This is a genomic window from Streptomyces sp. NPDC032822 (assembly GCF_055578825.1).
This window is the reverse complement of record NZ_JBVIOL010000011.1, coordinates 111,594-133,033: the sequence shown is the minus strand read 5'-3', so window position 1 is coordinate 133,033 and position 21,440 is coordinate 111,594. Positions and strand designations below refer to the sequence as shown.

At 72.3% G+C, this 21,440-nt stretch carries 20 protein-coding genes and 5 tRNA genes; 8 read left to right on the top strand and 17 right to left on the bottom strand.

The features are described from left to right. Nucleotides 1-8 precede the first annotated feature (8 nt). The 3 genes from ACZ5VD_RS28985 to ACZ5VD_RS28975 all read right to left on the bottom strand — a co-directional run bounded on the left by ACZ5VD_RS28985 (nucleotide 9) and on the right by ACZ5VD_RS28975 (nucleotide 2,762). A complete protein-coding gene (locus ACZ5VD_RS28985) occupies nucleotides 9-833 on the bottom strand; it encodes a GNAT family N-acetyltransferase (RefSeq protein WP_468552247.1) in 825 nt (274 codons plus the stop codon). Between the two features lie 67 nt (nucleotides 834-900). Continuing rightward, nucleotides 901-1,722, bottom strand: a complete 822-nt coding sequence (locus ACZ5VD_RS28980) for an aminotransferase class IV (protein WP_468552248.1) — start codon at nucleotides 1,720-1,722, stop codon at nucleotides 901-903. Further along, nucleotides 1,719-2,762 (bottom strand): chorismate-binding protein, encoded by a 1,044-nt coding sequence (locus ACZ5VD_RS28975; RefSeq protein ID WP_468683766.1) that lies wholly within the window; start codon nucleotides 2,760-2,762, stop codon nucleotides 1,719-1,721. The genes ACZ5VD_RS28980 and ACZ5VD_RS28975 overlap by 4 nt, the downstream gene beginning before the upstream one ends. A 179-nt stretch (nucleotides 2,763-2,941) precedes the next feature. On the opposite strand from ACZ5VD_RS28975, the gene ACZ5VD_RS28970 reads away from it, so the two are divergent. From ACZ5VD_RS28970 to ACZ5VD_RS28950, 5 genes are all read left to right on the top strand, one after another. Beyond that, nucleotides 2,942-3,014 (top strand) — tRNA-Gly (locus ACZ5VD_RS28970). 37 nt (nucleotides 3,015-3,051) lie between these two features. Then, nucleotides 3,052-3,125 (top strand) — tRNA-Cys (locus ACZ5VD_RS28965). A 1-nt stretch (nucleotide 3,126) separates the two neighbouring features. Then, nucleotides 3,127-3,198, top strand: a tRNA-Val gene (locus ACZ5VD_RS28960). Between the two features lie 34 nt (nucleotides 3,199-3,232). Continuing rightward, a tRNA-Val gene (locus ACZ5VD_RS28955) sits at nucleotides 3,233-3,304 on the top strand. Nucleotides 3,305-3,315: 11 nt separating this feature from the next. Beyond that, nucleotides 3,316-3,387: transfer RNA gene (locus ACZ5VD_RS28950), tRNA-Val, on the top strand. A 76-nt stretch (nucleotides 3,388-3,463) separates the two neighbouring features. Here the strand turns inward: ACZ5VD_RS28950 and ACZ5VD_RS28945 are convergent. The 4 genes from ACZ5VD_RS28945 to ACZ5VD_RS28930 form a co-directional block, all read right to left on the bottom strand. Further along, nucleotides 3,464-3,790 carry a TFIIB-type zinc ribbon-containing protein gene (locus tag ACZ5VD_RS28945; protein ID WP_468552250.1) on the bottom strand — a complete coding sequence of 109 codons (327 nt, stop codon included), beginning with the start codon at nucleotides 3,788-3,790 and terminating at the stop codon, nucleotides 3,464-3,466. Nucleotides 3,791-3,870: 80 nt separating this feature from the next. Further along, entirely contained in the window at nucleotides 3,871-4,839 is a 969-nt protein-coding gene (locus ACZ5VD_RS28940) for a phosphotransferase family protein (protein ID WP_468683765.1), read from the bottom strand. Between the two features lie 367 nt (nucleotides 4,840-5,206). Continuing rightward, nucleotides 5,207-5,404: a hypothetical protein gene (locus tag ACZ5VD_RS28935; RefSeq protein WP_468552252.1), complete on the bottom strand. Its 198-nt coding sequence runs from the start codon at nucleotides 5,402-5,404 to the stop codon at nucleotides 5,207-5,209. Nucleotides 5,405-5,601: 197 nt separating this feature from the next. Then, nucleotides 5,602-5,877, bottom strand: coding sequence for a hypothetical protein (locus ACZ5VD_RS28930; RefSeq protein ID WP_468552253.1), 276 nt, complete (start codon nucleotides 5,875-5,877; stop codon nucleotides 5,602-5,604). Nucleotides 5,878-6,073: 196 nt separating this feature from the next. Here ACZ5VD_RS28930 and ACZ5VD_RS28925 point away from each other — a divergent pair, with 196 nt between their 5' ends. After that, entirely contained in the window at nucleotides 6,074-7,480 is a 1,407-nt protein-coding gene (locus tag ACZ5VD_RS28925) for a protein kinase domain-containing protein (protein ID WP_468552360.1), read from the top strand. 16 nt (nucleotides 7,481-7,496) lie between these two features. On the opposite strand, the gene ACZ5VD_RS28920 is transcribed toward ACZ5VD_RS28925, so the two are convergent. The 9 genes from ACZ5VD_RS28920 to ACZ5VD_RS28880 all read right to left on the bottom strand — a co-directional run bounded on the left by ACZ5VD_RS28920 (nucleotide 7,497) and on the right by ACZ5VD_RS28880 (nucleotide 20,047). Beyond that, entirely contained in the window at nucleotides 7,497-8,315 is an 819-nt protein-coding gene (locus ACZ5VD_RS28920) for a TrmH family RNA methyltransferase (RefSeq protein ID WP_468552254.1), read from the bottom strand. A gap of 64 nt (nucleotides 8,316-8,379) precedes the next feature. Continuing rightward, on the bottom strand, nucleotides 8,380-9,624 hold the full coding sequence (gene cobA / locus ACZ5VD_RS28915) for a uroporphyrinogen-III C-methyltransferase (protein ID WP_468552255.1): 1,245 nt from the start codon (nucleotides 9,622-9,624) through the stop codon (nucleotides 8,380-8,382). Between the two features lie 143 nt (nucleotides 9,625-9,767). Next, complete coding sequence (gene cobT / locus ACZ5VD_RS28910) at nucleotides 9,768-13,859, bottom strand: nicotinate-nucleotide--dimethylbenzimidazole phosphoribosyltransferase (RefSeq protein WP_468683763.1); 4,092 nt, start codon at nucleotides 13,857-13,859, stop codon at nucleotides 9,768-9,770. 378 nt (nucleotides 13,860-14,237) lie between these two features. Then, nucleotides 14,238-15,455 carry a precorrin-6y C5,15-methyltransferase (decarboxylating) subunit CbiE gene (gene cbiE / locus ACZ5VD_RS28905; protein ID WP_468552257.1) on the bottom strand — a complete coding sequence of 406 codons (1,218 nt, stop codon included), beginning with the start codon at nucleotides 15,453-15,455 and terminating at the stop codon, nucleotides 14,238-14,240. 105 nt (nucleotides 15,456-15,560) lie between these two features. Further along, entirely contained in the window at nucleotides 15,561-16,199 is a 639-nt protein-coding gene (locus ACZ5VD_RS28900; protein ID WP_468552258.1) for a GNAT family N-acetyltransferase, read from the bottom strand. 191 nt (nucleotides 16,200-16,390) lie between these two features. After that, nucleotides 16,391-17,215: a MetQ/NlpA family ABC transporter substrate-binding protein gene (locus tag ACZ5VD_RS28895; protein ID WP_468683762.1), complete on the bottom strand. Its 825-nt coding sequence runs from the start codon at nucleotides 17,213-17,215 to the stop codon at nucleotides 16,391-16,393. 86 nt (nucleotides 17,216-17,301) lie between these two features. Beyond that, nucleotides 17,302-18,039 carry a methionine ABC transporter permease gene (locus ACZ5VD_RS28890; protein ID WP_468552260.1) on the bottom strand — a complete coding sequence of 246 codons (738 nt, stop codon included), beginning with the start codon at nucleotides 18,037-18,039 and terminating at the stop codon, nucleotides 17,302-17,304. Continuing rightward, on the bottom strand, nucleotides 18,036-19,082 hold the full coding sequence (locus tag ACZ5VD_RS28885) for a methionine ABC transporter ATP-binding protein (protein WP_468552261.1): 1,047 nt from the start codon (nucleotides 19,080-19,082) through the stop codon (nucleotides 18,036-18,038). Before ACZ5VD_RS28885 ends, ACZ5VD_RS28890 begins: the two co-directional genes overlap by 4 nt. A gap of 314 nt (nucleotides 19,083-19,396) precedes the next feature. Further along, nucleotides 19,397-20,047, bottom strand: a complete 651-nt coding sequence (locus tag ACZ5VD_RS28880) for an HAD family hydrolase (protein WP_468683761.1) — start codon at nucleotides 20,045-20,047, stop codon at nucleotides 19,397-19,399. A gap of 69 nt (nucleotides 20,048-20,116) precedes the next feature. On the opposite strand from ACZ5VD_RS28880, the gene ACZ5VD_RS28875 reads away from it, so the two are divergent. Both ACZ5VD_RS28875 and ACZ5VD_RS28870 read left to right on the top strand, forming a co-directional pair. Continuing rightward, nucleotides 20,117-20,476 carry a hypothetical protein gene (locus tag ACZ5VD_RS28875; RefSeq protein ID WP_468552263.1) on the top strand — a complete coding sequence of 120 codons (360 nt, stop codon included), beginning with the start codon at nucleotides 20,117-20,119 and terminating at the stop codon, nucleotides 20,474-20,476. Between the two features lies 1 nt (nucleotide 20,477). After that, nucleotides 20,478-20,894 (top strand): hypothetical protein, encoded by a 417-nt coding sequence (locus tag ACZ5VD_RS28870; RefSeq protein ID WP_468552264.1) that lies wholly within the window; start codon nucleotides 20,478-20,480, stop codon nucleotides 20,892-20,894. A 6-nt stretch (nucleotides 20,895-20,900) separates the two neighbouring features. Here the strand turns inward: ACZ5VD_RS28870 and ACZ5VD_RS28865 are convergent, their stop codons facing one another. Beyond that, nucleotides 20,901-21,398 (bottom strand): GNAT family N-acetyltransferase, encoded by a 498-nt coding sequence (locus ACZ5VD_RS28865; RefSeq protein ID WP_468683759.1) that lies wholly within the window; start codon nucleotides 21,396-21,398, stop codon nucleotides 20,901-20,903. Nucleotides 21,399-21,440 lie beyond the last annotated feature (42 nt).

Genomic DNA, 21,440 nt, shown 5'->3' with positions numbered 1-21,440 from the left:
CAGGGGTCCTACAGCAACGGTTTGTAGAGCGCGTACTGCGTCGTCCCGTACCCGAGCGACTCGTAGAGCCGCTCGGCCGGGGTGTTGCCCTGGAACACGTTGAGGCCCAGGGTCCGTCCGCCCTCGGCGGCGGCCTGGATCTCCGCCAGCAGCATGAGCACGCGTCTGTGTCCCCGGCCTCGGTGGGCCTCGTCGGTCTCGACCTTGTGGACGAACGCCTTTCCGTCGCGCCGGGCGAGCCAGAGGACGCCCACGCGGGCGCCCTCGTGTTCCAGGACGCTGAGCCGCGTGTTCTCGGTGGCGAGGCCGCGCGGCAGGAGCCTCTGGTGGTCGCTGCGGGCCTTGGCGTACGCCTCGGCCTCCGGTACGCCCCGTTCGATCCAGGTGCGCGCGTACTCCTGCGCCTCGCGCTCCTGCCAGGCGACGAACTCGGTCTCGGTCATCGGGCGGGCCCGGTAGCCGGCGGGCAGTTCGGGCGGGCTGTCTCCGAGGTCCTTCGCCATGCCGCGGTTGCGCACCACGTAGCCGAGCGCCTGGACGAGCCGAAGCCCGGCCTCGGAGTCGGCGGGCACCTGGATCTCGATCTGCCCGCAGCCCCAGCCGCGCGCCACCTCCTCCGCGGCGAGCATGGCCACCGTGCCCCGGCCGCGCCGGCGGTCGGGCTCCTCGATGCGTACGGAGTGGACGCGGGCCACCGAGTCGCCGAAGGCGGGAGAGGTACCGAGGTGGACCGCGCCGACGGGACGGCTGTTCACACACACCTGGTAACGGCGTGAACGCGTCCCGTCGGCGTTGCGCTGAAGCGGCTCGTCGGGCCGCAGGGTCGTGGTCATCAAGGGAGTTCTACCCGTCCGCGAGCCCGAGGTCAGCCCAATATCGGCCGCCTTCACGGATCGAGCCCTACGGATCGAGGTCGTTTCCGGCCCGCTCGTCGAAGATCCGCATCGCCTTCGCGGTCACCGGACCCGGTACGCCCGGCAGTTCGCGTGCGTCGACGCGGTGCACGGCCTGGACGTCCCGCAGGGTGGAGGTGAGGAAGACCTCGTCGGCCCGCTCCAGGACGTCCAGCGGCAGGTCGGTCTCCCTGGCGCCCGTCCACTCGACGGCCAGGGCGCGGGTGATGCCGGCGAGACAGCCGGAGGCGACGGGCGGGGTGTGGATCTCGCCGCCGAGGACGACGAAGACGTTCGACCCGGTGCCTTCGCAGAGTTGTCCGACCGTGTTGCCGAACAGCGCCTCGGAGGCGCCCTGTTCGCGGGCGCGGGCGAGGGCGACGACGTTCTCGGCGTACGAGGTCGTCTTGAGGCCGGTGAGCGCGCCGCGTTCGTTGCGGGTCCAGGGGACCGTGATCACGGCTGTGGAGTCGGGACGCCGGCCGGTCTCGCCGAGGGCGACGACGAGGGTCGGGCCGTGCTCGCCGCGGTCCGAGCCGAGCGGACCGTGCCCGCCGGTGTAGGTGACGCGCAGCCGGCCGAGCGGCATCGGGTTGGCCTCGATCACGGCGGCGCAGGCGCGGCGGACCTCGTCGAGGTCGGGGGCGGGCAGGCCGAGGCCGCGCGCGGAGCGGGTCAGCCGGTCGAGATGGCGGGTGAGCGCGAACGGCCTGCCGTCCACCGCCTTCACCGTCTCGAAGATGCCGTCGCCCACGGTCAGCCCGTGGTCGAAGACGGAGACACGGGCGGACTCCATGTCCTGCAGTCCACCGTCGAGCCAGATCTTCACGTTCGGGTCCCTCCAGTCACCTCGTACGTGCCCGACGCTACCGCGAGCAGCCGGGACGCCTTCAGTTCGGTCTCGCGCCACTCCGCCTCGGGGTCGGAGCCCCAGGTGATGCCGGCGCCGGTACCGAAGCGCAGCACGCCCTCCGCCCGGTCGATCCAGAAGGTCCGGATGCCCACGGCGAGCTCACCGACTCCCCGGTCGGCGTCGACCCAGCCGATGCCGCCGCAGTACGGCCCCCGGGGTGCCGTCTCCAGCGCCTCGATGATCCGCAGCGCGCTCGACTTGGGCGCGCCCGTGACCGACCCGGGCGGGAAGGCGGCGCCGAGCAGCTCGGGCCAGCCGGCGTCCTCGCGGAGTTCGCCGCGGACGGTCGACACCAGGTGGACCAGGCCGGGATGCTTCTCGATCACGCACAGGTCCGGCACGCTCACGCTGCCGGTGGCGCAGACCCGCCCGATGTCGTTGCGGACAAGGTCCACGATCATGACGTTCTCGGCGTAGTCCTTGTCCAGGAGGTCCGCCTCGGTGCGCCCGGTGCCCTTGATCGGCCCGGACTCGACGGCCCGGCCGTCGCGGCGCAGAAACAGCTCCGGGGAGGCGGTGGCGATCTCCACCCCGTGGCCGGGCAGCCGGATCGTTCCCGCGTACGGCGCCGGGTTGCCGCGCGCCAGCAGGGCGGTGAGGGCGTCCACGTCGGCGTCCGGCGCCACGGGCGCGGAGAGCACCCGGCAGAGGTTGGCCTGGTAGACCTCACCGGCGGCTATGTACTCCCGGATCCGCCGCACCCCGGCCGTGTACGCGGCGCGGTCGAGCGAGGACGTCCAGTCACCGGCCGCCGGACCCTGCCACTCCCCCGGCACCGGCGCGGGCACCGGCTCCTCCCGTACGTCCCGGAAGCGGGCACAGGTCAGACGTCCCTCGAAGTCCGCGCAGACCGCCCAGAACCCGCTGGAGTCCAGAGCCGCGGGATCGCTGGTGACGTCGAGGAGACCGGTGGCAGCGCGGTCGCCGAAACGGGCGAGGGCAGGGAGGTGGAGCACGCGGTCGAGTCTAGGGCGGGTGTCCGGCGCGTGACCTGGCCGTGTCTCTTCGGAAACCCCTGGGCACGTCCCTGAGCAGGCGCACCGCAGCACGCTGCGCAAACGCGTTTTTGTACTGGCCCCGGTATCCGCTAGAGTTCAACTCGTCGCCGGGCCGCGAGAGCGATCCGAAACGACAGGCGGACGTAGCTCAGTTGGTAGAGCGCAACCTTGCCAAGGTTGAGGTCGCGAGTTCGAACCTCGTCGTCCGCTCGATGGAACAGGGGTCTTCCCGATCCCCTGCACTCCTGGTGGAGTGGCCGAGAGGCGAGGCAACGGCCTGCAAAGCCGTCTACACGGGTTCAAATCCCGTCTCCACCTCCAAGGACGATTAGCTCAGCGGGAGAGCGCTTCCCTGACACGGAAGAGGTCACTGGTTCAATCCCAGTATCGTCCACTGGATCTTCGAGAGATCGTCGAAGGCCCGACCCGCGCGATTAGCTCAGCGGGAGAGCGCTTCCCTGACACGGAAGAGGTCACTGGTTCAATCCCAGTATCGCGCACGCAGTATCCCGGACGATTAGCTCAGCGGGAGAGCGCTTCCCTGACACGGAAGAGGTCACTGGTTCAATCCCAGTATCGTCCACACACCGAAGCCCCCGACCCTGCGGCCGGGGGCTTCCTCGTATGCCGGTCCGCTGTCGACCGCCGAGTGTCAGCCGTCAGCTGGAGAACAGCATGTGACCGAAGCCGCGGTTGCGGTTGTGGCCGTGGTGACCGCCATGGTGCCCCCCGTGGTGGCCGCCCTGCGGGGCACCCCAGGCGGGGGCGACGGGAGCACCCGGGTACTGCTGCTGGCCGGCGGCCGGGTACTGCGGAGCGGCCGGGGGCGGCGGGACCGCGGGTCCGCCCCACTGGGACTCCATGCGGGTCAGCGACTCCAGCTCGCCGTAGTCGAGAAAGATGCCGCGGCAGCCGCTGCACTGCTCGATCTGGACGCCGTTGCGGTTGTACGTGTGCATCGGTGCATGGCACTTCGGACACTGCATGGTCGGCTCAACTCCTCGCCCGTCGGTCCTGCTTAGTGGTACGCCAGGACAGACTCTGTCCTGCTGCGGTCGGTTGCACCCTACTTGGGGGAACCTTCCACCAATTCCGGCGGGGCGGACGCCATTCGGTCACAGGCGTCGACCAGTGCCTGCTCCACCTCGTCCAGGGATCGGCCCGCCGCGACGGCCTTGGCGATCGACCGGGCGGCGGTCTGCACGGTGAGGGCGCGGGCCGGGACGTCCAGCGCGGGCCAGGGGTCGCCGTGCGGAGGGAGGGCCGGGCCGCCCGCCGTGCGGTAGGCGGTCAGGAAGCGGGTCCAGTCGTCGGGCGGGAGCAGTCCGCAGGCGTACCAGGCCGCGGGCCGGGCGAGGTCCCAGGCCGGGACGCCGACGCCGAGGTCATCGACGTCGATGAGCCGCCACGGGCCGTCGGGGGCGGGGTGGCGGACCAGTTGGCCGAGGTGGAGATCGCCGTGGCAGAGGATGCCGGTGTCCGGCATGGGCGCCTCGGCGCGGGACCAGGCCGGAAGGGTGGACCAGGCGTGCAGGACGGGGGCGGTGGCGGGGTGGTCCGCGGCCGTGGCACGGAGGCGGGTGACCGCGAGGGCGGCTTTGACGGGGCCCCGCATGGGAGGCAGGGCGGCCGGTGCCGGGATGCGGTGGAGGTGGGCGAGGAGGGTGGCGACGTCCTCCCAGGGGGCCGCGTCCGGGTTCTCCGGGTCCACGGGGGTGCCGTAGGGCCAGAACGTCACCAGCCTGCCGTGCAGGTCGACCGGGGTCGGGGTGAGCGGGGGCAGGAGGATGCCGGAGTGGTGGGCGGCGACGCTGAGGCGGGGGGTCAGGTCGGCGCGGGTGGTGTCCGGGGCGTGCGCCTTGGCGACGGTGTCGACATGTCGGACGACTGTGGCGTCGGGGCGGTCGGCGAGGGTGGCGGTCGCCCCGGCTGCCGGACCCCCCGCCGCTCCGCAGGGGCAGGGGGAAGGGGCCGAGTGGGCCCTGGCCCGGGCTCGGGTGGTGAGGGCGGAGAGCAGGGGGTGGGCGTGGGTCACTGGGCTCCTGGCGGGGGCGGGGCTTTTCGTTGGCGAGGGTACGCAGGTTGGTGGGGGCCTGAGTATCGGGTGGTCCGCCACGGGGCGGGCCTTGCCGGGAGCTCCGCTCCAGGGCCCCGGAACTGTGCCCACCCCTCGTCCGACCCGGCCGATCGAAAGGTGGCCCTCGCGCTGGGGTTGCCGCCCCCGGACCCCTGCCCCGCACGCAGACCGCCGGAGGTATCCGTTCCGGTTCTGGACATGGCAATGCCGGCGCAGCTCCCCAGCTGCACCGGCATTTTTTGCCGTCCGCCGCACCCCCGTCCCCACGGGGTTTCATGGGTGGATGTCCCCGCCCGGACCGCTCTTCCGGGCCTGGGGTCGCCGCTCAGCGCCCCAGCATCACTCCCACGGACGACGCTTGCATGGCCACTGTCTCCCAGCCGTCGAAGACGAGGAGGAGCAGGGCCGCCAGGGGAAGGGCCATGAGCGTCGCCACCAAGGGGTGGCGACGGCCCGTGCGGCGGGGGCGGAGCGCCATGCGCTCCTGGGTGCGGACCAGTGTCCGCGGTGCCGTGTAGGCCATGGTCCCTCTCCTGACCGATTCGGTTGTCATTGACAGCGGCGGGTGTCTGACCTCGGGGGACGAGTGCTGCACCCGCCGCTTGACCTCAAATCTAGGCGTCCGGCGGTCGGCGCACGTCATGCCCTCGTACCGAATGCCGGGCCTCCCGGAGGATGAGCCATGACCTGCGGAGTACTCCCGTGGGTGGAGACGGAGACCTAGGTCTCGGGGTCTTCCCGGAGGGGTCGCCCGCTGTGCCCCGCTTTCTCGGAGTTGTCCTCACGGGGGATCGGCTGCTCCACCAGCGCCAGCACCCTCGTCGCCATGAAACGCGCCGTCCGGACCACGGAGCCGTTGCGAGTGACTTCGCTCACTTCCACGACCCCTCGGCGTACCGCTGTCTCCACCCGGCGGCCCGCCCTGCTCGCCACCACCTCGTACGTACGCGTCGTGTCCCCGGCGTCCACGACTATCTCCACGCGATCACCCTTCACGGGTTCAATCCCCCTTCTGTGACAGGTGGTTGAGATCACAGACCCGCCCAAGTCGCCCTGTCCGCGAGCTCCCTGACCACTCTTCAATTCTCCCACCCGGCACTGACAATCGATCGGGCCCGGAGGGCGCGGCCTCTGCGCGCGGCGGGCCGTGGAAACGTAAGCTGTGGCACGTCATACGGACCGGGCAGCGGGGATGAACATGGCGATGATGCGCCTGAGGCGCGAGGACCCGCGCGTCGTCGGCTCGTTCAGGCTTCACAGACGGCTCGGCGCGGGCGGGATGGGCGTGGTCTATCTCGGCTCCGACCGCAAGGGGCAGCGGGTCGCGCTCAAGGTGATCCGGCCGGATCTGGCGGAGGACCAGGAGTTCCGCTCCCGGTTCGCGCGCGAGGTGTCGGCGGCACGGCGGATTCGCGGCGGCTGTACGGCACGGCTGGTCGCCGCCGACCTCGACGCCGACCGGCCCTGGTTCGCCACGCAGTACGTGCCCGGACCCTCGCTGCACGACAAGGTCGCCGACGAGGGGTCGCTGGGGGCCGCCGACGTGGCCGCCGTCGGGGCCGCCCTGTCGGAGGGGCTGGTCGCGGTGCACGAAGCCGGTGTCGTGCACCGGGATCTCAAGCCGTCCAACATCCTGCTGTCCCCCAAGGGCCCGCGGATCATCGACTTCGGCATCGCCTGGGCGACGGGCGCCTCCACGCTCACCCATGTCGGCACCGCCGTCGGCTCTCCCGGCTTCCTCGCCCCCGAACAGGTGCGCGGCGCCGCGGTGACGCCCGCGACGGACGTCTTCTCCCTCGGCGCGACCCTGGCGTACGCCTCGATGGGCGACTCGCCCTTCGGGCACGGCAGTTCCGAGGTGATGCTGTACCGGGTGGTGCACGAGGAGGCCCAGCTGCACGGCGTGCCGGACGCGCTGGCTCCGCTGGTCCGCGCATGTCTGGCGAAGGATCCCGAGGAACGGCCCAGCACCCTGCAGTTGTCGCTGCGGCTGAAGGAGATCGCCGCCCGGGAGGCACAGGGCATGGCGGACGTACGGCCGCCCGCGCCACGCGGCGGTGAGGCGGACCGGACCGCCGGACGGCTCGCCGACACCTATCCGGAGCGGGCGCCGCAGCGGCGTCCGCAGGGTCAGCCCGGCGGCTCGGGCACGCAGGGGACTCCCCCGCCGCGCAGTGGTACCGGCTCCCGCGGTCCGGCGCCGATGCGGGGCGGGGCCCCGTCGCGCGGGGGCGGTGCCTCGCGGGGCGGCGGTCCGTCCTCGCGGTCCGGGGCGGGCGCGCGGAACACGACGCGGTCCGGCGGCGGAAGCCGTCCGGCGCCGCGCAGCGGAGCGGGTCGGCCGGGGCCGAGGGGCACGGGTACGGGCCGGCGGCCCGCCAATCCGCGCCTGCTGCGCCAGCGGCTGTTCGTGTTCGTCGTGGTCACGCTGCTGGTGGCGCTCGCCATCGCCGCGGCGCAGGGCTGTCAGGGGCCGTCGCGCGGACTCGGTGGCGAGGGGGACGTCGTACGGAATCGGCTGGAGCAGCCGGGGTATGAGCCGTTGCCGGCGCCGGTGATGTCCCAGCGCTACGAGTCGACGCTCTCGACGTCCGAGTAGGGGCGCGCTTCGGCGGCTAGAGCGCGGGGCGGCCCGTCGCCACCGCGTAGAAGGCGACCGCGGCCGCCGCGCCCACGTTGAGGGAGTCGACTCCGTGGGCCATGGGGATGCGGACCCATTCGTCGGCGGCCACCAGGGCCTGGGTGGAGAGGCCGTCGCCCTCGGCGCCGAGCATCAGGGCCACCCGGTCCATCTTGTGGGGGGCGGCTTCGTCGAGGGTTCTGGCCTTGGGGTCGGGGGTGAGGGCGAGGAGGGTGAAGCCCGCCTCGCGGACCGAGTCCAGGCCCTTGGGCCAGGTGTCGAGACGGGCGTAGGGCACGGAGAAGACCGCGCCCATGGAGACCTTGACGCTGCGGCGGTAGAGCGGGTCGGCGCAGTCCGGGGAGAGCAGCACCGCGTCCATGCCCAGGGCGGCGGCCGAGCGGAAGATCGCGCCGATGTTGGTGTGGTCGTTGACCGACTCCATGACGACGACCCGGCGGGCGCTCTGGAGGAGGTCGGCGGCCGTCGGCAGCGGCTTGCGCTGCATCGAGGCGAGCGCTCCGCGGTGCACGTGGTAGCCGGTGACCTGTTCGGCGAGTTCCGGGCTGACCGCGTAGACCGGGGCGGGGAGTTCGTCGATGACGTCACGCATGACGTCGACCCACTTCGCGGACAGCAGCATCGAGCGCATCTCGTATCCGGCGTCCTTGGCCCGCCGGATGACCTTCTCGCCCTCGGCGATGAACAGGCCCTCGGCCGGTTCGCGCTTGCGGCGCAGTTCGACGTCGGTCAGGCCCGTGTAGTCGTGCAGGCGCGGGTCGTCGGGGTCATCGACGGTGATGAGATCGGCCACAGGGTGATACTGCCTTGTCCTGGGTGCGGTGCCAACGGCTGGGAACGAGTTGTGTTACCCGCGGTTACTCGGAGGGGTGTGCGGAGGCCTGTGTGCCCACGGTGACGACCTCGCCGACGACGATGACGGCCGGCGGCTTCACCTCCTCGGTCCGTACGGTCTCGGCGACCGTGGCGAGGGTGGCGTCGACCCGGCGTTGCGCGGCCGTGGTGCCCTCCTGGACCAGGGCGACCGGGGTGTCCGGGGACCTGCCGTGGGCGACCAGGGTCTCGGCGATCCGGCCGATCTTGTCGACGCCCATCAGGATCACGAGCGTGCCGGTCAGCTTGGCGAGGGACGGCCAGTCGACGAGGGAACGCTCGTCGTCGGGGGCGACATGGCCACTGACCACCGTGAACTCGTGGGCGACCCCGCGGTGCGTGACCGGGATACCGGCCGCGCCAGGGACGGAGATGGAGCTGGAGATGCCCGGGACGACGGTGCAGGGGATGCCGGCCTCGGCGAGGGCCTGGACCTCCTCCATTCCGCGCCCGAAGACGTAGGGGTCGCCGCCCTTCAGCCGTACGACCGACCTGCCCTGCTTGGCGTGCTCGATCAGGGCGTTGTTGATGGCCTCCTGGGCCATGAAGCGGCCGTACGGGATCTTCGCCGCGTCGATCACCTCGACATGCGGCGGGAGTTCGGCGAGGAGGTCGCGCGGGCCGAGGCGGTCGGCGATGACGACGTCGGCCTCGGCGAGGAGACGGCGGCCTCGCACGGTGATCAGGTCCGGGTCGCCGGGGCCGCCGCCGACCAGGGCGACGCCGGCGGTGCGGGTGCGGTGGTGCGGCGCCACCAGGGTGCCGTCGCGGAGGCCCTCCACGACCGCGTCGCGGATGGCGGCGGTGTGGCGGGGGTCGCGGCCCTTGGCGTTGGTGGTGAGGACGGCGACCGTCACGCCCTCGCTGGTGCCGGTGGCCGGGGTCCACGCGGTCGCCGCGTCGGCGTCGTCGGAGCGGACGCACCACACGCGGTGCGTCTCCGCCTCGGCGGAGGCCCGCCGGTTCGCCTCCGGGTCGCTGGTCGCGATCAGGGCGTACCAGGCGTGCCGGAGGTCGCCGTCGGCGTACGGGCGCCGCTGCCAGCCGATCTCGCCCGCATCCGCCATGGCCTCGACCGAAGGGGTCGCTTCGGGAGACACGAGAAGGATGTCCGCGCCCGCCGCGATCAGGGCCGGCAGGCGGCGCTGGGCGACCTGGCCGCCGCCGAGGACGACCACTCGGCGGCCGGTGAGGCGGAGGCCTACGGGGTAGGCGGGGTGTTCGGCCATGAGGTGCGGCTCCTCGGACGGGCATGGCTGGGCGCTGCGGCTCTGGAGCGGCCCTGACGTGCGGATTCTAGGCTGCGGGTTCAGCGTACGGCGGGGGTGGGGGGCCCGCATGGACACGTGCCCGGACCACCCCCGGTCGCCGCCTACTTCTCGGTGACTCCCGCCGAGTCGAACGTCGCCACCTCGTGCATCGCTCTGGCCGTGCTCTGCACCAGGGGCAGGGCGAGCAGCGCGCCCGTGCCCTCGCCCAGACGGAGGTCGAGGTCGACCAGGGGACGCAGACCCAGCTTGTTCAGGGCGGCCACATGGCCGGGCTCGGCACTGCGGTGGCCCGCGATGCAGGCCGCGAGGACCTCGGGGGCGATGGCGCGGGCCACCAGGGCGGCGGCGCCGGCGCTGACGCCGTCCAGGATCACCGGCGTCCGCAGGGAGGCGCCGCCCAGGAGGAGGCCGACGATGGCGGCGTGCTCGAAGCCGCCGATCGCGGCGAGGACCCCGATCGGGTCGGCCGGGTCGGGCTGGTGGAGTTCGATGGCACGGCGGACGACCTCGGTCTTGCGGGCGAGGGTCTCGTCGTTGATGCCGGTGCCGCGGCCCGTCACCTCGGCCGGGTCGGCGTCCGTGTAGACCGAGATCAGGGCGGCGGACGCGGTGGTGTTCGCGATGCCCATCTCACCGGTGAGGAGGGCCTTGTTGCCGGCCGCCACCAGGTCGCGGGCCGTCTCGATGCCCACCTCGATGGCCTGCTTGACCTCCTCGCGGGTCATCGCGGGGCCGGTGGTCATGTCGGAGGTGCCCGCGCGGACCTTGCGGGGCAGCAGCCCCGGGGTCGCGGGGAGTTCGGCCGCCACGCCCACGTCGATCACGCAGACCTCGGCGCCCACCTGGGCGGCGAAGGCGTTGCAGACCGCGCCGCCGCCGAGGAAGTTGGCGACCATCTGGGCCGTCACCTCCTGCGGCCAGGGGGTGACGCCCTGCGCGTGCACGCCGTGGTCGCCGGCGAAGATCGCGACGGCCGCGGGCTCCGGGATCGGCGGCGGGCACTGCCGGGACAGGCCGGACAGCTGCGCGGAGATGATCTCCAGCATGCCGAGCGAGCCGGGCGGCTTGGTCATCCGCTTCTGTCGCTCCCACGCCTCGCCGAGCGCCTTGGCGTCCAGCGGGCGGATCTGCGCGACCGTCTCGCCGAGCAGGTCGTGCGGCTCCTCGCCGGGCAGCGCGCGGCGGCCGTACGTCTCCTCGTGCACGACCCACGACAGCGGGCGGCGCTTGGACCAGCCGGCCTGCATCAGTTCGGGCTCGTCCGGGAACTCGTCGACGTAGCCCACGCACAGGTACGCGATGACTTCGAGGTGCTCGGGCAGACCGAGGGCGCGGACCATCTCGCGCTCGTCGAAGAAGCTGACCCAGCCGACCCCGAGGCCCTCGGCGCGGGCGGCGAGCCACAGGTTCTCGACGGCGAGAGCGGCGGAGTACGGGGCCATCTGCGGCTGGGTGTGCCGGCCGAGGGTGTGCCGGCCACCGCGGGTCGGGTCGGCGGTGACCACGATGTTCACCGGGGTGTCGAGGATCGCCTCGATCTTCAGTTCCTTGAACTGTTTCGCCCGGCCCTTGGGGAGGGACTTCGCGTAGGCGTCCCGCTGGCGCATGGCCAGTTCGTGCATGCTGTCGCGGGTCTCCGCCGAGCGGATGACCACGAAGTCCCAGGGCTGCGAGTGGCCCACGGAGGGGGCGGTGTGGGCCGCCTCCAGGACGCGGAGCAGCACCTCGTGCGGGATCGGGTCGCTGCGGAAACCGTTGCGGATGTCGCGGCGCTCGCGCATGACCTTGAGGACGGCCTCGCGCTCGGCGTCGTCGTAGGCGGGGGCGGCCGGGCCGGTGGACTGTCGTACGTCTGCCACGGGCGCGGTGCTCATCTCTTCCTGGTCCTGCTGGTCCTGCTGGTTCTGCCGGTCCCGGTCCTGTTGGTCCTCCTGTTCGGCGGCCCGGGTGTCCAGGTCGTCCGCGTGCTGTACGAGGCCGGGGTCGCCCTCACGGGGTGCGGGGACCGGGGTGACGGCGTCCGGTGCCTGCGGGATCTCCGGGGTCTGCGGTGTCTCCGCCGCCTGCGGGATCTCCGGGGGGAGGGTCATGCCGTGCGGGGGTGTCGGTGCGAGGTGCGGAGTGGTCGGCACCAAGCCCTCGACCTGGACGAACTCGCCGAGGGGGTGATCGGCGGAAGGTTCGGGGGTGGGGGCGGCGTGACCGGGGAGGTCCGTGTCGGGGACCGCGAACTGCGGCTGGGCCTCGGGGAGTTCGGCGGCCGGGTCGATCACGGGCGGCGTGTCCTCGTGCGCGAGGTACGGGGCCGGGACGAGTTGGGGGCCCTGCGCGTCCTGAGCGGTCACGAGGGGTGCGTGGCCCTGCTCCGCGACCTGGATCTGCTCCGCGACGGCCTGCTCGACCGGCAGGGGCTGCGGCTGGGACTGGGCCTGGGGAGACGGCTCGGGAGTCACGGCTTCGGGGACCTCCTCCACGACTGCCGCCGGGCTGTCCGCGGGCTGCGGGGCCTCGCCGGCGTCCGCGACGTCCGCAGCGGCCGGGAAGGGTACGGCCTCGGGCATCGCCGGCACGTGCTCTGCGGCGGGAGCCTCGGAGGGGTGTACGGCTTCCTCGGGTGCGGCTTCGGGGATCAGTACGGCGTCCTGAGCGGCGGCTTCGGGGGCCGGTGCCGCGTCTTGGGAGGGGTCGATGGCGTCTTGGGATGGGTCGGTTTCCGCGGTCCCGGCGTCCAGGGGGGCGGGCTGCCCGCTGGCGGCATCGGCCTCCGGCGCGATGTCGGCGGCGATGGCCTCGGGGGCGAGCGGAAGGTCGGAGGGGATGGCCTCCGGCTCGGCCTCGGACACCCCGGCGATGTCGGACACCGGAGCGGTCTCGGACACCAGGTCGCTTGCGAGCGGGTGTCCGAACTCCGGGGAGTGTGCGGCGTCCGGCGCGTATGCGGCCTCCGGGGCCGGGGGGGCTGCCGGGGCCTCTCCGACCTCGGCGTCCGGTTCCCGACCGGCGTCGGCCGGGGCGTCGGGCCACGGCTGCTGGTCGGCGTCGAGCGCCTCCAGCGGTCCGCCCTCCGCTGCGAACGCCGCCGCCTGCTCGGCGTCCACGGCGACGGCCTCGGTGGCGAGGGGGGCGACGGCCTCGCCCTGATCCACCGGCGACGCCGGGTCCTCGTCCACACCCTGGACGGCTTCCGGAAGCTGCTCGGTCGCCGGAACCTGCTCGGCCTCCGGAACCTGCGTCTCCGCGGGAGTCCGCGAGGCGTCGTCGCCCCACACGGCCTCTCCAACGGGTACGACCTCGGCGTCGGCCACGGCCACGGCGTCCTGCGGGGACGGCGTGAATCCGGGGTCCTGGCCCTCGGCCGTCTCCGCCAGCTCGTGTGTCTGGGCCTCCGGGACCTCGGCGAACCCGTGGCCCTGTCCCTCCGGAGCCTGCGCGACAGGCGCCGCGGCGACCTCGGCGTCCGGGGTCACCGCCTCCGCCGCTGTCCCGGTCTCCGGGACGGCGAATGCCTCCGCTTCCGCTTCCGTCTCGGCGAGCTGCGCGGCCGTCACGGCGTCGGCCTCGGTCGTGAGGCGGGCCACCGCGGCCTGGGCCGCCTCCACCGCGTCGATCTCGGGCACCGGCGCCGGAACAACCGTTTCGGCAGCCGTCGTCTCGAAGGCCACCGGTGCCGGGGCCACGCCCTGGACGGGGGCGGCGCCCCAGGGCACAGCGCCCTGGGGGGACATCTCGCGGAGCGGCTGGGGCACGTCGAGGTACTCGGGGCCGGCCGCCATCGGGCCGGGGTGCCGTACCGGTGCTCCGACGGCACCGCGGTCGGCGAGCGAGCGGACCGGGCTGGCGGAGGCGTCGGGGATGGGCGGGCCGAGGTGCAGGGGGCGGCGGGGCGGTACCGACACCGCGGGCGCCACGGAGCCGGGGAAACGGACGGCGCTCAGGTCGACCGAGCCGCTGTCGCGGCCGGACATCTCGTGCGGGCCCGGCTCGTGCACGGTCTCGACGACCGGCTCCGGCGTGGGTGGGGCGACCTCGTTGCCCCACGCGCCCTGGGCACCCGGCAGCAGCAACAGGTCTTCGTCCTCGGCGGTGGTTTCGGAGAGGTAGGTGTACGCACCGTGCGCGGAGACGCCCGGCTGCTCCACCATGCCTGCGTTCTCCGGCAGTCCCTCGCCCGGGACCTGGCCGGTGTCGGTCATGCGTACCCCTCGCCCATCGGTTAGTGCTTCTTCGGCCGGCTCACCCGGAACGGCGCACCGACCGCCCCGCAGTGAAGAACGAGCGTGCGTGCCCAGCGGCACGAACGACCCGACGCCAAAAGACGACAAAGCCATTAACTGGCATTGTCGCGGCCGTTCCCCCGTTGCGACAGCTTGATCCGCCACGGTCCGCTGTGGACTGCGCCACGTTGCGCGTCCTCCGGTCTCGCCGTACCACACCCACCCCAAAACGGGCGTGTTTTCGGGACATTGAGCGACGAAGCGCCGGGCGTCCGAGTGCGGTACGACGATCGGCCAGCCTACCGCGCGCAGTACGACAACAGGATCACGGGGACACAATCCGGGACGGTTCCGGAGTCAGGCCGTACGATCCGGCAGCAGGCCGCTGAGCAGGAACGCGACGCTCCGCTCGGTCTCCGTCCAGGCCCGGGTGTCGAGTTCGACGGACTGAACGAGGGCGCACTCGACCCGGTAGCCGTGCTCGGTCAGGTCGCGGCCGACGAGTTCGGCCGCGTCACGGGTCGCCGCGTGGGTCACGATGCGCTGCGGGCGGCGGTCGGCCACGGCCGAGATCACGGCCGCTCCCCCGCCGCCGACGCGGACGACGTCCGGTTCGGGCAGGTTCTCCAGGACGAGCGGGGCGGCGCCGCGCACGATCTGGAGCTGGACGCCGAAGCCGCGCGCGGCGGCGTCGGTGCGGGCGCACGCGGCGAGGTCCCGGTCGACGGCGATGACGGCCGCCCCGGCCCGCGCCGCCTCGGCCGCGAAGGCACCGCTGCCGCAGCCGATGTCCCACACGAGGTCGCCGACGCGTGGTCCGAGCCGGGCGAGTTGGGCCGCGCGGAGCAGGTCCGACTCGCCTTCGCCCAGGTCACCGCCGTAGGCCTCGGCGGGCTGCGTCCAGCCGCGCGGTCCGGTGCCCGGGTCGCGTCCGGCGATCCAGCCGCCCTCCCCCGTGACGGCGGGGGCGGCGTTTCCGCCGATGACGATGACGACGTTCGGGTCGCGCCAGATGTGGTCGGCGGCCTTGTCCGAGGTGACGACGGTGACCTGTTCGCGGTCGGTGCCGAGTTCCTCGCAGATGACGAAGGTGCGGTGGACGCCCTCCAGGAGGAGGCCGAGTTCGGCGGGGCCGGCCCCGGGCGAGGTGAGGACGGCGACCTTGCTGTGGGCGCGGCACACGTTCACCGCGCGTCGCAGGGTGCGCCGGTGTGCGACGACCACCTGGGCGTCGTCCCAGGGCATGCCGGCGCGGGCGAAGGCGGTGGCGACGGAGGAGACCGCGGGGACGACCTCGACCTCCAGGCCGAACTCGGGCGCGCGCAGGGTCCGTACGACGCCGAAGAAGCCGGGGTCGCCGTCGGCGAGGACGACCGCGGTGCCGCGGTGGCCGGCGATCCGGCGGGCGGCGAGGGCGACGCTGCCGAGGCGGACGCGTTCGGCGCCGGGCGGCACCTCGGGGAGCGCCAGGTGGTGGGCGGTGCCGGCCACCAGGGTGGCGGCACTCAGGGCGGAGCGTGCCGCGGCGGTCAGCGGCGAGCCGTCCCAGCCGATCACCGTGACCCGGTCGGCCATCGTGTCTCAGTCTCCAGAGGGTGTGCGCGGGGTGTCAGGACCGGCCCGGAGGGCGGGCTCCGTGAGCGTATCCGGTGGAGTCGGCCGGATCGTCGGCCCCCTCGGTCAGTTCCAGTCCGAGAACGACGTGAAACCGCCGGAGTCGGCCAGTTGCTCGTCGGCCCCGTCGAGGTCCTCGGGGAGCAGGCTCCAGACGATGAAGTCGGTGCGGACGTCGGTCCAGGTGCCGTCCTCGGTGCGGACGTGCGCTATGCAGGCGCCTCGCAGGACGCCCTCGCTGATACAGCCGATCTTCTGGGCGACCTGCTGGGAGGCGGTGTTGTCGGCCGCCGTGCGCAGCTCGACGCGCTCGATCTTCTGGTCGCGCAGGAGCCACTGGGAGGTGGCGAGGGCGGCCTCGGAGGCGTACCCCTCACCTCGGGCCCAGGGGGCGATGACGTAGGACAGCTCGGTGGACCTGATGTGCCAGTTCGTCTTGGTGAGCTGGACGACGCCGACCAGGCGCTGGGTGAGGAACTCGGTGACGGCGAGGTCGAGGCCGCGGCCCGACTCGCGTTCGGCGGGCGCGTGGTCGGTGATCCAGGCGCGGGCGGCGTCCTCGGTGAAGGGCTGGGGGACGTCGGTCCAGGCCGCGACCTGCTCGTCGTTCATCATCTCGGCCAGGGCAGGCACGTCGTCCTCGTCGAGGGGACGCAGCACCAACCGCTCCGTGTTGATGGAGATGTTGGGGAAGGTGCCAGTCATGCGCCGCTCCGTAACCGTCGGGAAACCTTCAGCCTGCTGAACTGCCCAGCATGCAGCATGAAAGCACCGCGACGCACGACGGGGTCGACTCCCGGTGAGGGAGTCGACCCCGTGCGTGGCGATACGCCGTATACGCCCCGTCGGCCGGAGGCGACCGGCGTGGGGGTGTCCTTCGCGGACTCCGGGAGCGCTCAGAACGAGGCGATGACGGACCCGGCGTACTTGTCCTGGATGAACTTCTTCACCTCGGCGGAGGTGAGGAGCTTGGCGAGCTTCTTCACGCGCGGGTCGTCCTCGTTGCCCTCCTTGACGGCGAGGAAGTTGCCGTAGGGGCTGTTCTTCGCGGACTCCAGGACGAGGGCGTCCTCGGCCGGCTTGAGGTCGGCGGAGATGGCGTAGTTGCCGTTGACGACCGCGGCGTCCACGTCGTCCAGGGAGCGCACGGTCTGGGCCGCCTCGACCTCCTTGAACTTGAGGTTCTTCGGGTTCTTGGAGATGTCCTGCGGGGTCGCCTCGCTGCCGACGCCCTCCTTGAGGGTGATCAGCCCGTCGGCGGCGAGCAGCTTCAGGGCGCGCGCCTCGTTCACGGCGTCGTTCGGGAGGGCGATCGTCGCGCCGCTCTTCAGGGCGTCGGCGCTCTTCACCTTGTTCGAGTAGAGGCCGAGCGGTTCCAGGTGCACCGTGACGACGGGCACGATGTGGGTGCCGCGCTTCTTGTTGAAGTCGTCCAGGTAGGGCTGGTTCTGGAAGTAGTTGGCGTCCACCGAGCCGTCCTCGGTCGCGGTGTTCGGGACGATGTAGTCCTGGAACTCCTTGACCTCCAGGTCGAGTCCCGCCTTCTCGGCCAGGTTGTCCTTGACGTAGTTCAGGATCTCGGCGTGCGGGGTGGGGCTCGCGGCGACGACCAGCGGGCCGCTGGTGTCGGAGGCGGAGTCGTCCGCGCCGCAGGCGGTGAGCCCGAGGGTGAGGGTTCCGGCGGCGAGGACAGCGGTCGTGATCTTGGCGGTGTTACGCACGAAAAGTGCCTTTCCTGATGGGTGGAGCGACCCCGTGATGGGTGGGACGGGGCGGTCTTCGGGTGGGGTGGGTGCGGCGAGGGGCTTCAGGCGGCCTTGCCGACGTCGGGTGTCGCCGGGCCCTTGGGCTTCAACAGGCGGAGCCTCGGAGCGGCACCGCCCCGGCCGCCCCGGCGGTGCAGGGAGCGGGCCGCGAAGTCGCCGGCGAACTGGATGAGCGAGATCACGACGGCGAGGATCGCGACGGTGATCCACATCAGGTCGGTCTCGAAGCGCTGGTAGCCGTAGCGGATGGCGATGTCGCCGAGTCCGCCGGCGCCGACCGTGCCGGCCATCGCCGAGTAGCCGATGAGGGCGACGATCGTGGTGGTGGTGCTGGAGATCAGCGACGGCAGGGACTCGGGTACGAGGACCTTGCGGACGATCGTCCAGGTGTTGCCGCCCATGGACTGCACGGCCTCGACGAGCCCGCCGTCCACCTCGCGGACGGCCGTCTCGACCAGGCGCGCGAAGAAGGGGATCGCGCCGATGGCCAGGGGCACGATGGCGGCCTCGCGGCCGATGGTCGTGCCGGTGATGGAGCGGGTGAAGCCCATCAGGGCGACCATCAGGATGATGAACGGCATCGAGCGGGCGATGTTCACGACCTGCCCGATGACCTTGTTCGCGAGGACGTTCTGCAGCAGTCCGCCGCGGTCGGTGAGGACGAGGAGGATGCCGAGCGGGAGGCCACCGACGACGGCGATCAGGGTGGACCAGCCGACCATGTAGAGGGTGTCCCAACACGCCTGTTCCAGCAGGGGCTGCATCTCGGACCAGGTCACTTGGCACCTTCCTTCACCAGCTGGGGCTCCTCGCCGTCTTCTTCGCCGACCACGTCGATCTGCAGGCCCTTTTCGCGCAGGAAGCCGATCGGCACGACGTTGTCCTCGTAGTGGCCGGGCAGTTCGATACGCATCCGGCCGACCTGGAGGCCGCCGACGGTGTCGATGGCGGCGCCGAGGATCGAGATGTCGATGTTGTAGGTGCGGGACAGCTGGGAGATGACCGGCTGGGTGGCGGCCTCGCCCTGGAAGGTGACGTCGACGACCGTGCGGTCGGCGCCGGAGGCCTCGCCGCCCACCGGGAACAGCGCGGCGGCCAGCTCGGAGCCCGGGGTGGCGAGCAGTTCGCTGACGGTGCCGGACTCGACGACGCGGCCCCGCTCCATGAGAGCGGCCGAGTCGCAGATCGACTTCACGACGTTCATCTCGTGGGTGATGAGCAGGACCGTGAGCCCCAGCTGCCGGTTCAGGTCGCGCAGCAGGTGGAGGATCGAGCGGGTGGTCTCGGGGTCGAGGGCGCTGGTCGCCTCGTCGGAGAGCAGGACCTTGGGGTCGCCGGCCAGGGCGCGGGCGATGCCGACGCGCTGCTTCTGGCCGCCGGAGAGCTGGGCCGGGTAGGCGTTGGCCTTGTCGGCGAGACCGACGAGGTCGAGCAGTTCGAGGGCCTTGCGGGAGCGCTCCTGGCCGGACTTGCCGAGGATTTCGAGCGGCAGCTCGACGTTGTCCCGCACGGTCCGGGTGGACAGCAGGTTGAAGTGCTGGAAGACCATGCCGATACGGCTGCGCGCCCGGCGCAGTTCCCGCCCGGCCCGGGGTCCGCGTCCGGCGAGGGCGGTGAGGTCCTGGCCGGCGACGGTCACCGTTCCGGCGGTGGGGCGTTCCAGGAGGTTGACGCAGCGGATGAGCGAGGACTTGCCGGCGCCGGACTGGCCGATGACGCCGTACACCTCGCCTTCGCGGACATGGAGATCGACGCCGTCCAGGGCGGTGACCTCGCGGCCGCGTGAGCGGTAGACCTTGGTGAGGCCCGATGTGGTGATCACGTGGGTTTCCGTCACTGTCGTGTGCAGGGCGTGGGTGTGCCCTGGTACGGGAGGAGGTGGTGCGCGCGGCGGCGCGGTCACGTACGGCTGGAGGCGTACGGACATGCCACAGGCTCGCTTCGGGGCGCGAGGCTCAGGGGTGGTGCGAGGGCCCTCTAGAAGGCGCGCATTCGACACGTACAACGAGCACCGGGCGTCAGGGTCGCCTCGGTCGCAAGGGTGCGCATGCTCGTCGTGGTCATGTGATCAGTAAAGCAGACGTATGGAGTCGACCAAGAACTACTGTCCGGATGGCGGACAGTGGTGGACAGTCGTCAGTCCTGGGCGGAGATCTCGACGCCCTCGGCGGTGACCAGTGCGGACAGGGCCGACAGGTCCTTCACCACCAGGTCGGCGGTGAGCTCGTGGGCCTGGTGGGTTGTGGCCAATGCCACGGTGGTCATCCCGGCGGCGCGGCCGGCCTGGAGACCGGCCGGGGCGTCCTCGAAGACGACGCAGCGGGCCGGGTCGACGCCCAGTGCGCGGGCGGCGAGCAGGTAGGGCTCGGGGTCGGGCTTGCCGCGGGTGATGTCGTCGGCGGTGACCAGTGTCTTGGGCAGGATGCCGACGGCGTCGAGGCGGGCCTCGGCCAGGCGGCGGGTGGCGGAGGTGACGACGGCCCAGCGGTCGGCGGGGAGCGCGTCGAGGAAGGCCCGGGTGCCGGGAAGCAGGCGGACCCCGTCGTTGGGTACGTCCTCCACCTCCAGCGTCTCGATCCGCGCGACGGCCTGCCCCACGATGTCGGCGGGCAGCAGGTCGGCGGCTATCTCGGCGGCCGGCCGGCCGTGCAGTTCCACGCGGGCGAAGTCCTCGGCGGTGATGCCGTACTCCGCGGCCCACCGGGTCCAGCAGCGGTCCACCGAGGCGAGGGAGGAGACGAGGGTCCCGTCGTTGTCGAACAGCAGGGCTTGTGCGTGGATCTTCATGCCGTCGACCCTACGACGCACGTCGGGGTCGGCGGCCTCGGGTCTTTTGGCCCGTAATAGGGTCGCGGCATGCTTGCTGCCCTGACGCTCGTGACCGGCGTCGCCGCGCTCGTGCTCGCCGCGTGGTGCGGCTGGGCCGCCTACCGTGACCAGCCGACCAAGGACTGGCACTTCATCGGGATGGCCGTGGTGTCCGTGCTGGCCCTGGTCCAGCTGGTGGTCGGGATCGTGCAGCTGGCGCGGGGCGAGAAGCCGGAGCAGGGCACGGCGATCTTCGTGGCGTATCTGCTGGGCGCGTTCGCGTGTGTCCCGGCGGCGGGGTTCATGTCGCTGGGCGAGCGGACGCGGTGGGGTTCGGTGACGGTGGCCGCCGGCGGTGTGGTGCTGGCGGTCCTTGAGGTACGTCTCTACGACATCTGGGGAGGCTGAGGTGGCCGCCACGCAGGAGAGGCCGGCGCGGAGCCGGCTGGCGAGCGGGCCGGGAACGCTGCTCGTGTGGCTGTACGGCGTGATGGTCGTCGGCGCGGTGTCGCGCTCGATCTACCAGATCGCCACCGAGTTCGACCGGGCGCCGCTCGCGTACACGCTGTCGGCGATCGCGGGTGTGGTGTACGGCTTCATCACGTACACGCTGGTCCGGGGCGGCGAGAGGGCCCGCAGGGCGGCGCTGGTGTGCTGCGCCGCCGAGCTGGTGGGCGTGCTGACCGTCGGCACCTGGACCCTGGTGGAGCCCTCGGCGTTCCCCGACGCGACCGTCTGGTCCGACTACGGCATGGGGTATCTCTTCATCCCGGTCCTGCTGCCGCTGTCGGCCATCTACTGGCTGCGCCGGGCGCGGACCGCCTGACGGACGTCAGGCGGTGGCCACATAGGCTCCCGCCGGCTTCTCCAGGACGATCATCGGTACGCCGTCCGCGCCCTCCGACGTGCCCACCGTCTCGTAGCCCACCCGGCGGTAGAGGCGGAGGTTGCCCTCGCTGCGGTGGCCGGTGTGGAGGCGGAACCGCTTGGCGCCGCGCTCCTCGGCCAGCGCGGACTCGGCCGCGCGCAGCAGCCGCGCGCCGATGCCGTGACCCTGGAGGCGGGGGTGGACGCAGAGCTTGCCGATGGCGGCGGCGCCGTCCTCGGTCACCGAGCCGCGGACCGAGCCGACGACCTCCTCGCCGAGCCGGGCCACGAAGACACAGTCCGCGACGACCTCACCGCGGACCGAGTCCAGGCTCTGGACCAGCGGATCGATGCGGTAGTTGCCGTACAGCGCGGCCTCGCTCTGGAAGCACAGGTACTGCAGCCTGAAGATCTGTTCCGCGTCGTGCTCGGTCGCCGCCGAGATGGTCACGCTCATGCCCATGTGCGCACGCCTCCCGCTCACCTGATCGCCTGTTGTCCTTCA

Excerpts from the sequence above, each read along its gene's own strand:
- ACZ5VD_RS28900 (WP_468552258.1), bottom strand. The coding sequence starts at position 16,199 with ATGACTGGCACCTTCCCCAACATCTCCATCAACACGGAGCGGTTGGTG.
- ACZ5VD_RS28945 (WP_468552250.1), bottom strand. The coding sequence starts at position 3,790 with ATGCAGTGTCCGAAGTGCCATGCACCGATGCACACGTACAACCGCAAC.
- ACZ5VD_RS28875 (WP_468552263.1), top strand. The coding sequence starts at position 20,117 with ATGCTTGCTGCCCTGACGCTCGTGACCGGCGTCGCCGCGCTCGTGCTC.
- ACZ5VD_RS28880 (WP_468683761.1), bottom strand. The coding sequence starts at position 20,047 with ATGAAGATCCACGCACAAGCCCTGCTGTTCGACAACGACGGGACCCTC.
- ACZ5VD_RS28985 (WP_468552247.1), bottom strand. The coding sequence starts at position 833 with ATGACCACGACCCTGCGGCCCGACGAGCCGCTTCAGCGCAACGCCGAC.
- ACZ5VD_RS28925 (WP_468552360.1), top strand. The coding sequence starts at position 6,074 with ATGAACATGGCGATGATGCGCCTGAGGCGCGAGGACCCGCGCGTCGTC.
- cbiE (WP_468552257.1), bottom strand. The coding sequence starts at position 15,455 with ATGGCCGACCGGGTCACGGTGATCGGCTGGGACGGCTCGCCGCTGACC.
- cobA (WP_468552255.1), bottom strand. The coding sequence starts at position 9,624 with ATGGCCGAACACCCCGCCTACCCCGTAGGCCTCCGCCTCACCGGCCGC.
- cobT (WP_468683763.1), bottom strand. The coding sequence starts at position 13,859 with ATGACCGACACCGGCCAGGTCCCGGGCGAGGGACTGCCGGAGAACGCA.
- ACZ5VD_RS28865 (WP_468683759.1), bottom strand. The coding sequence starts at position 21,398 with ATGGGCATGAGCGTGACCATCTCGGCGGCGACCGAGCACGACGCGGAA.
- ACZ5VD_RS28935 (WP_468552252.1), bottom strand. The coding sequence starts at position 5,404 with ATGGCCTACACGGCACCGCGGACACTGGTCCGCACCCAGGAGCGCATG.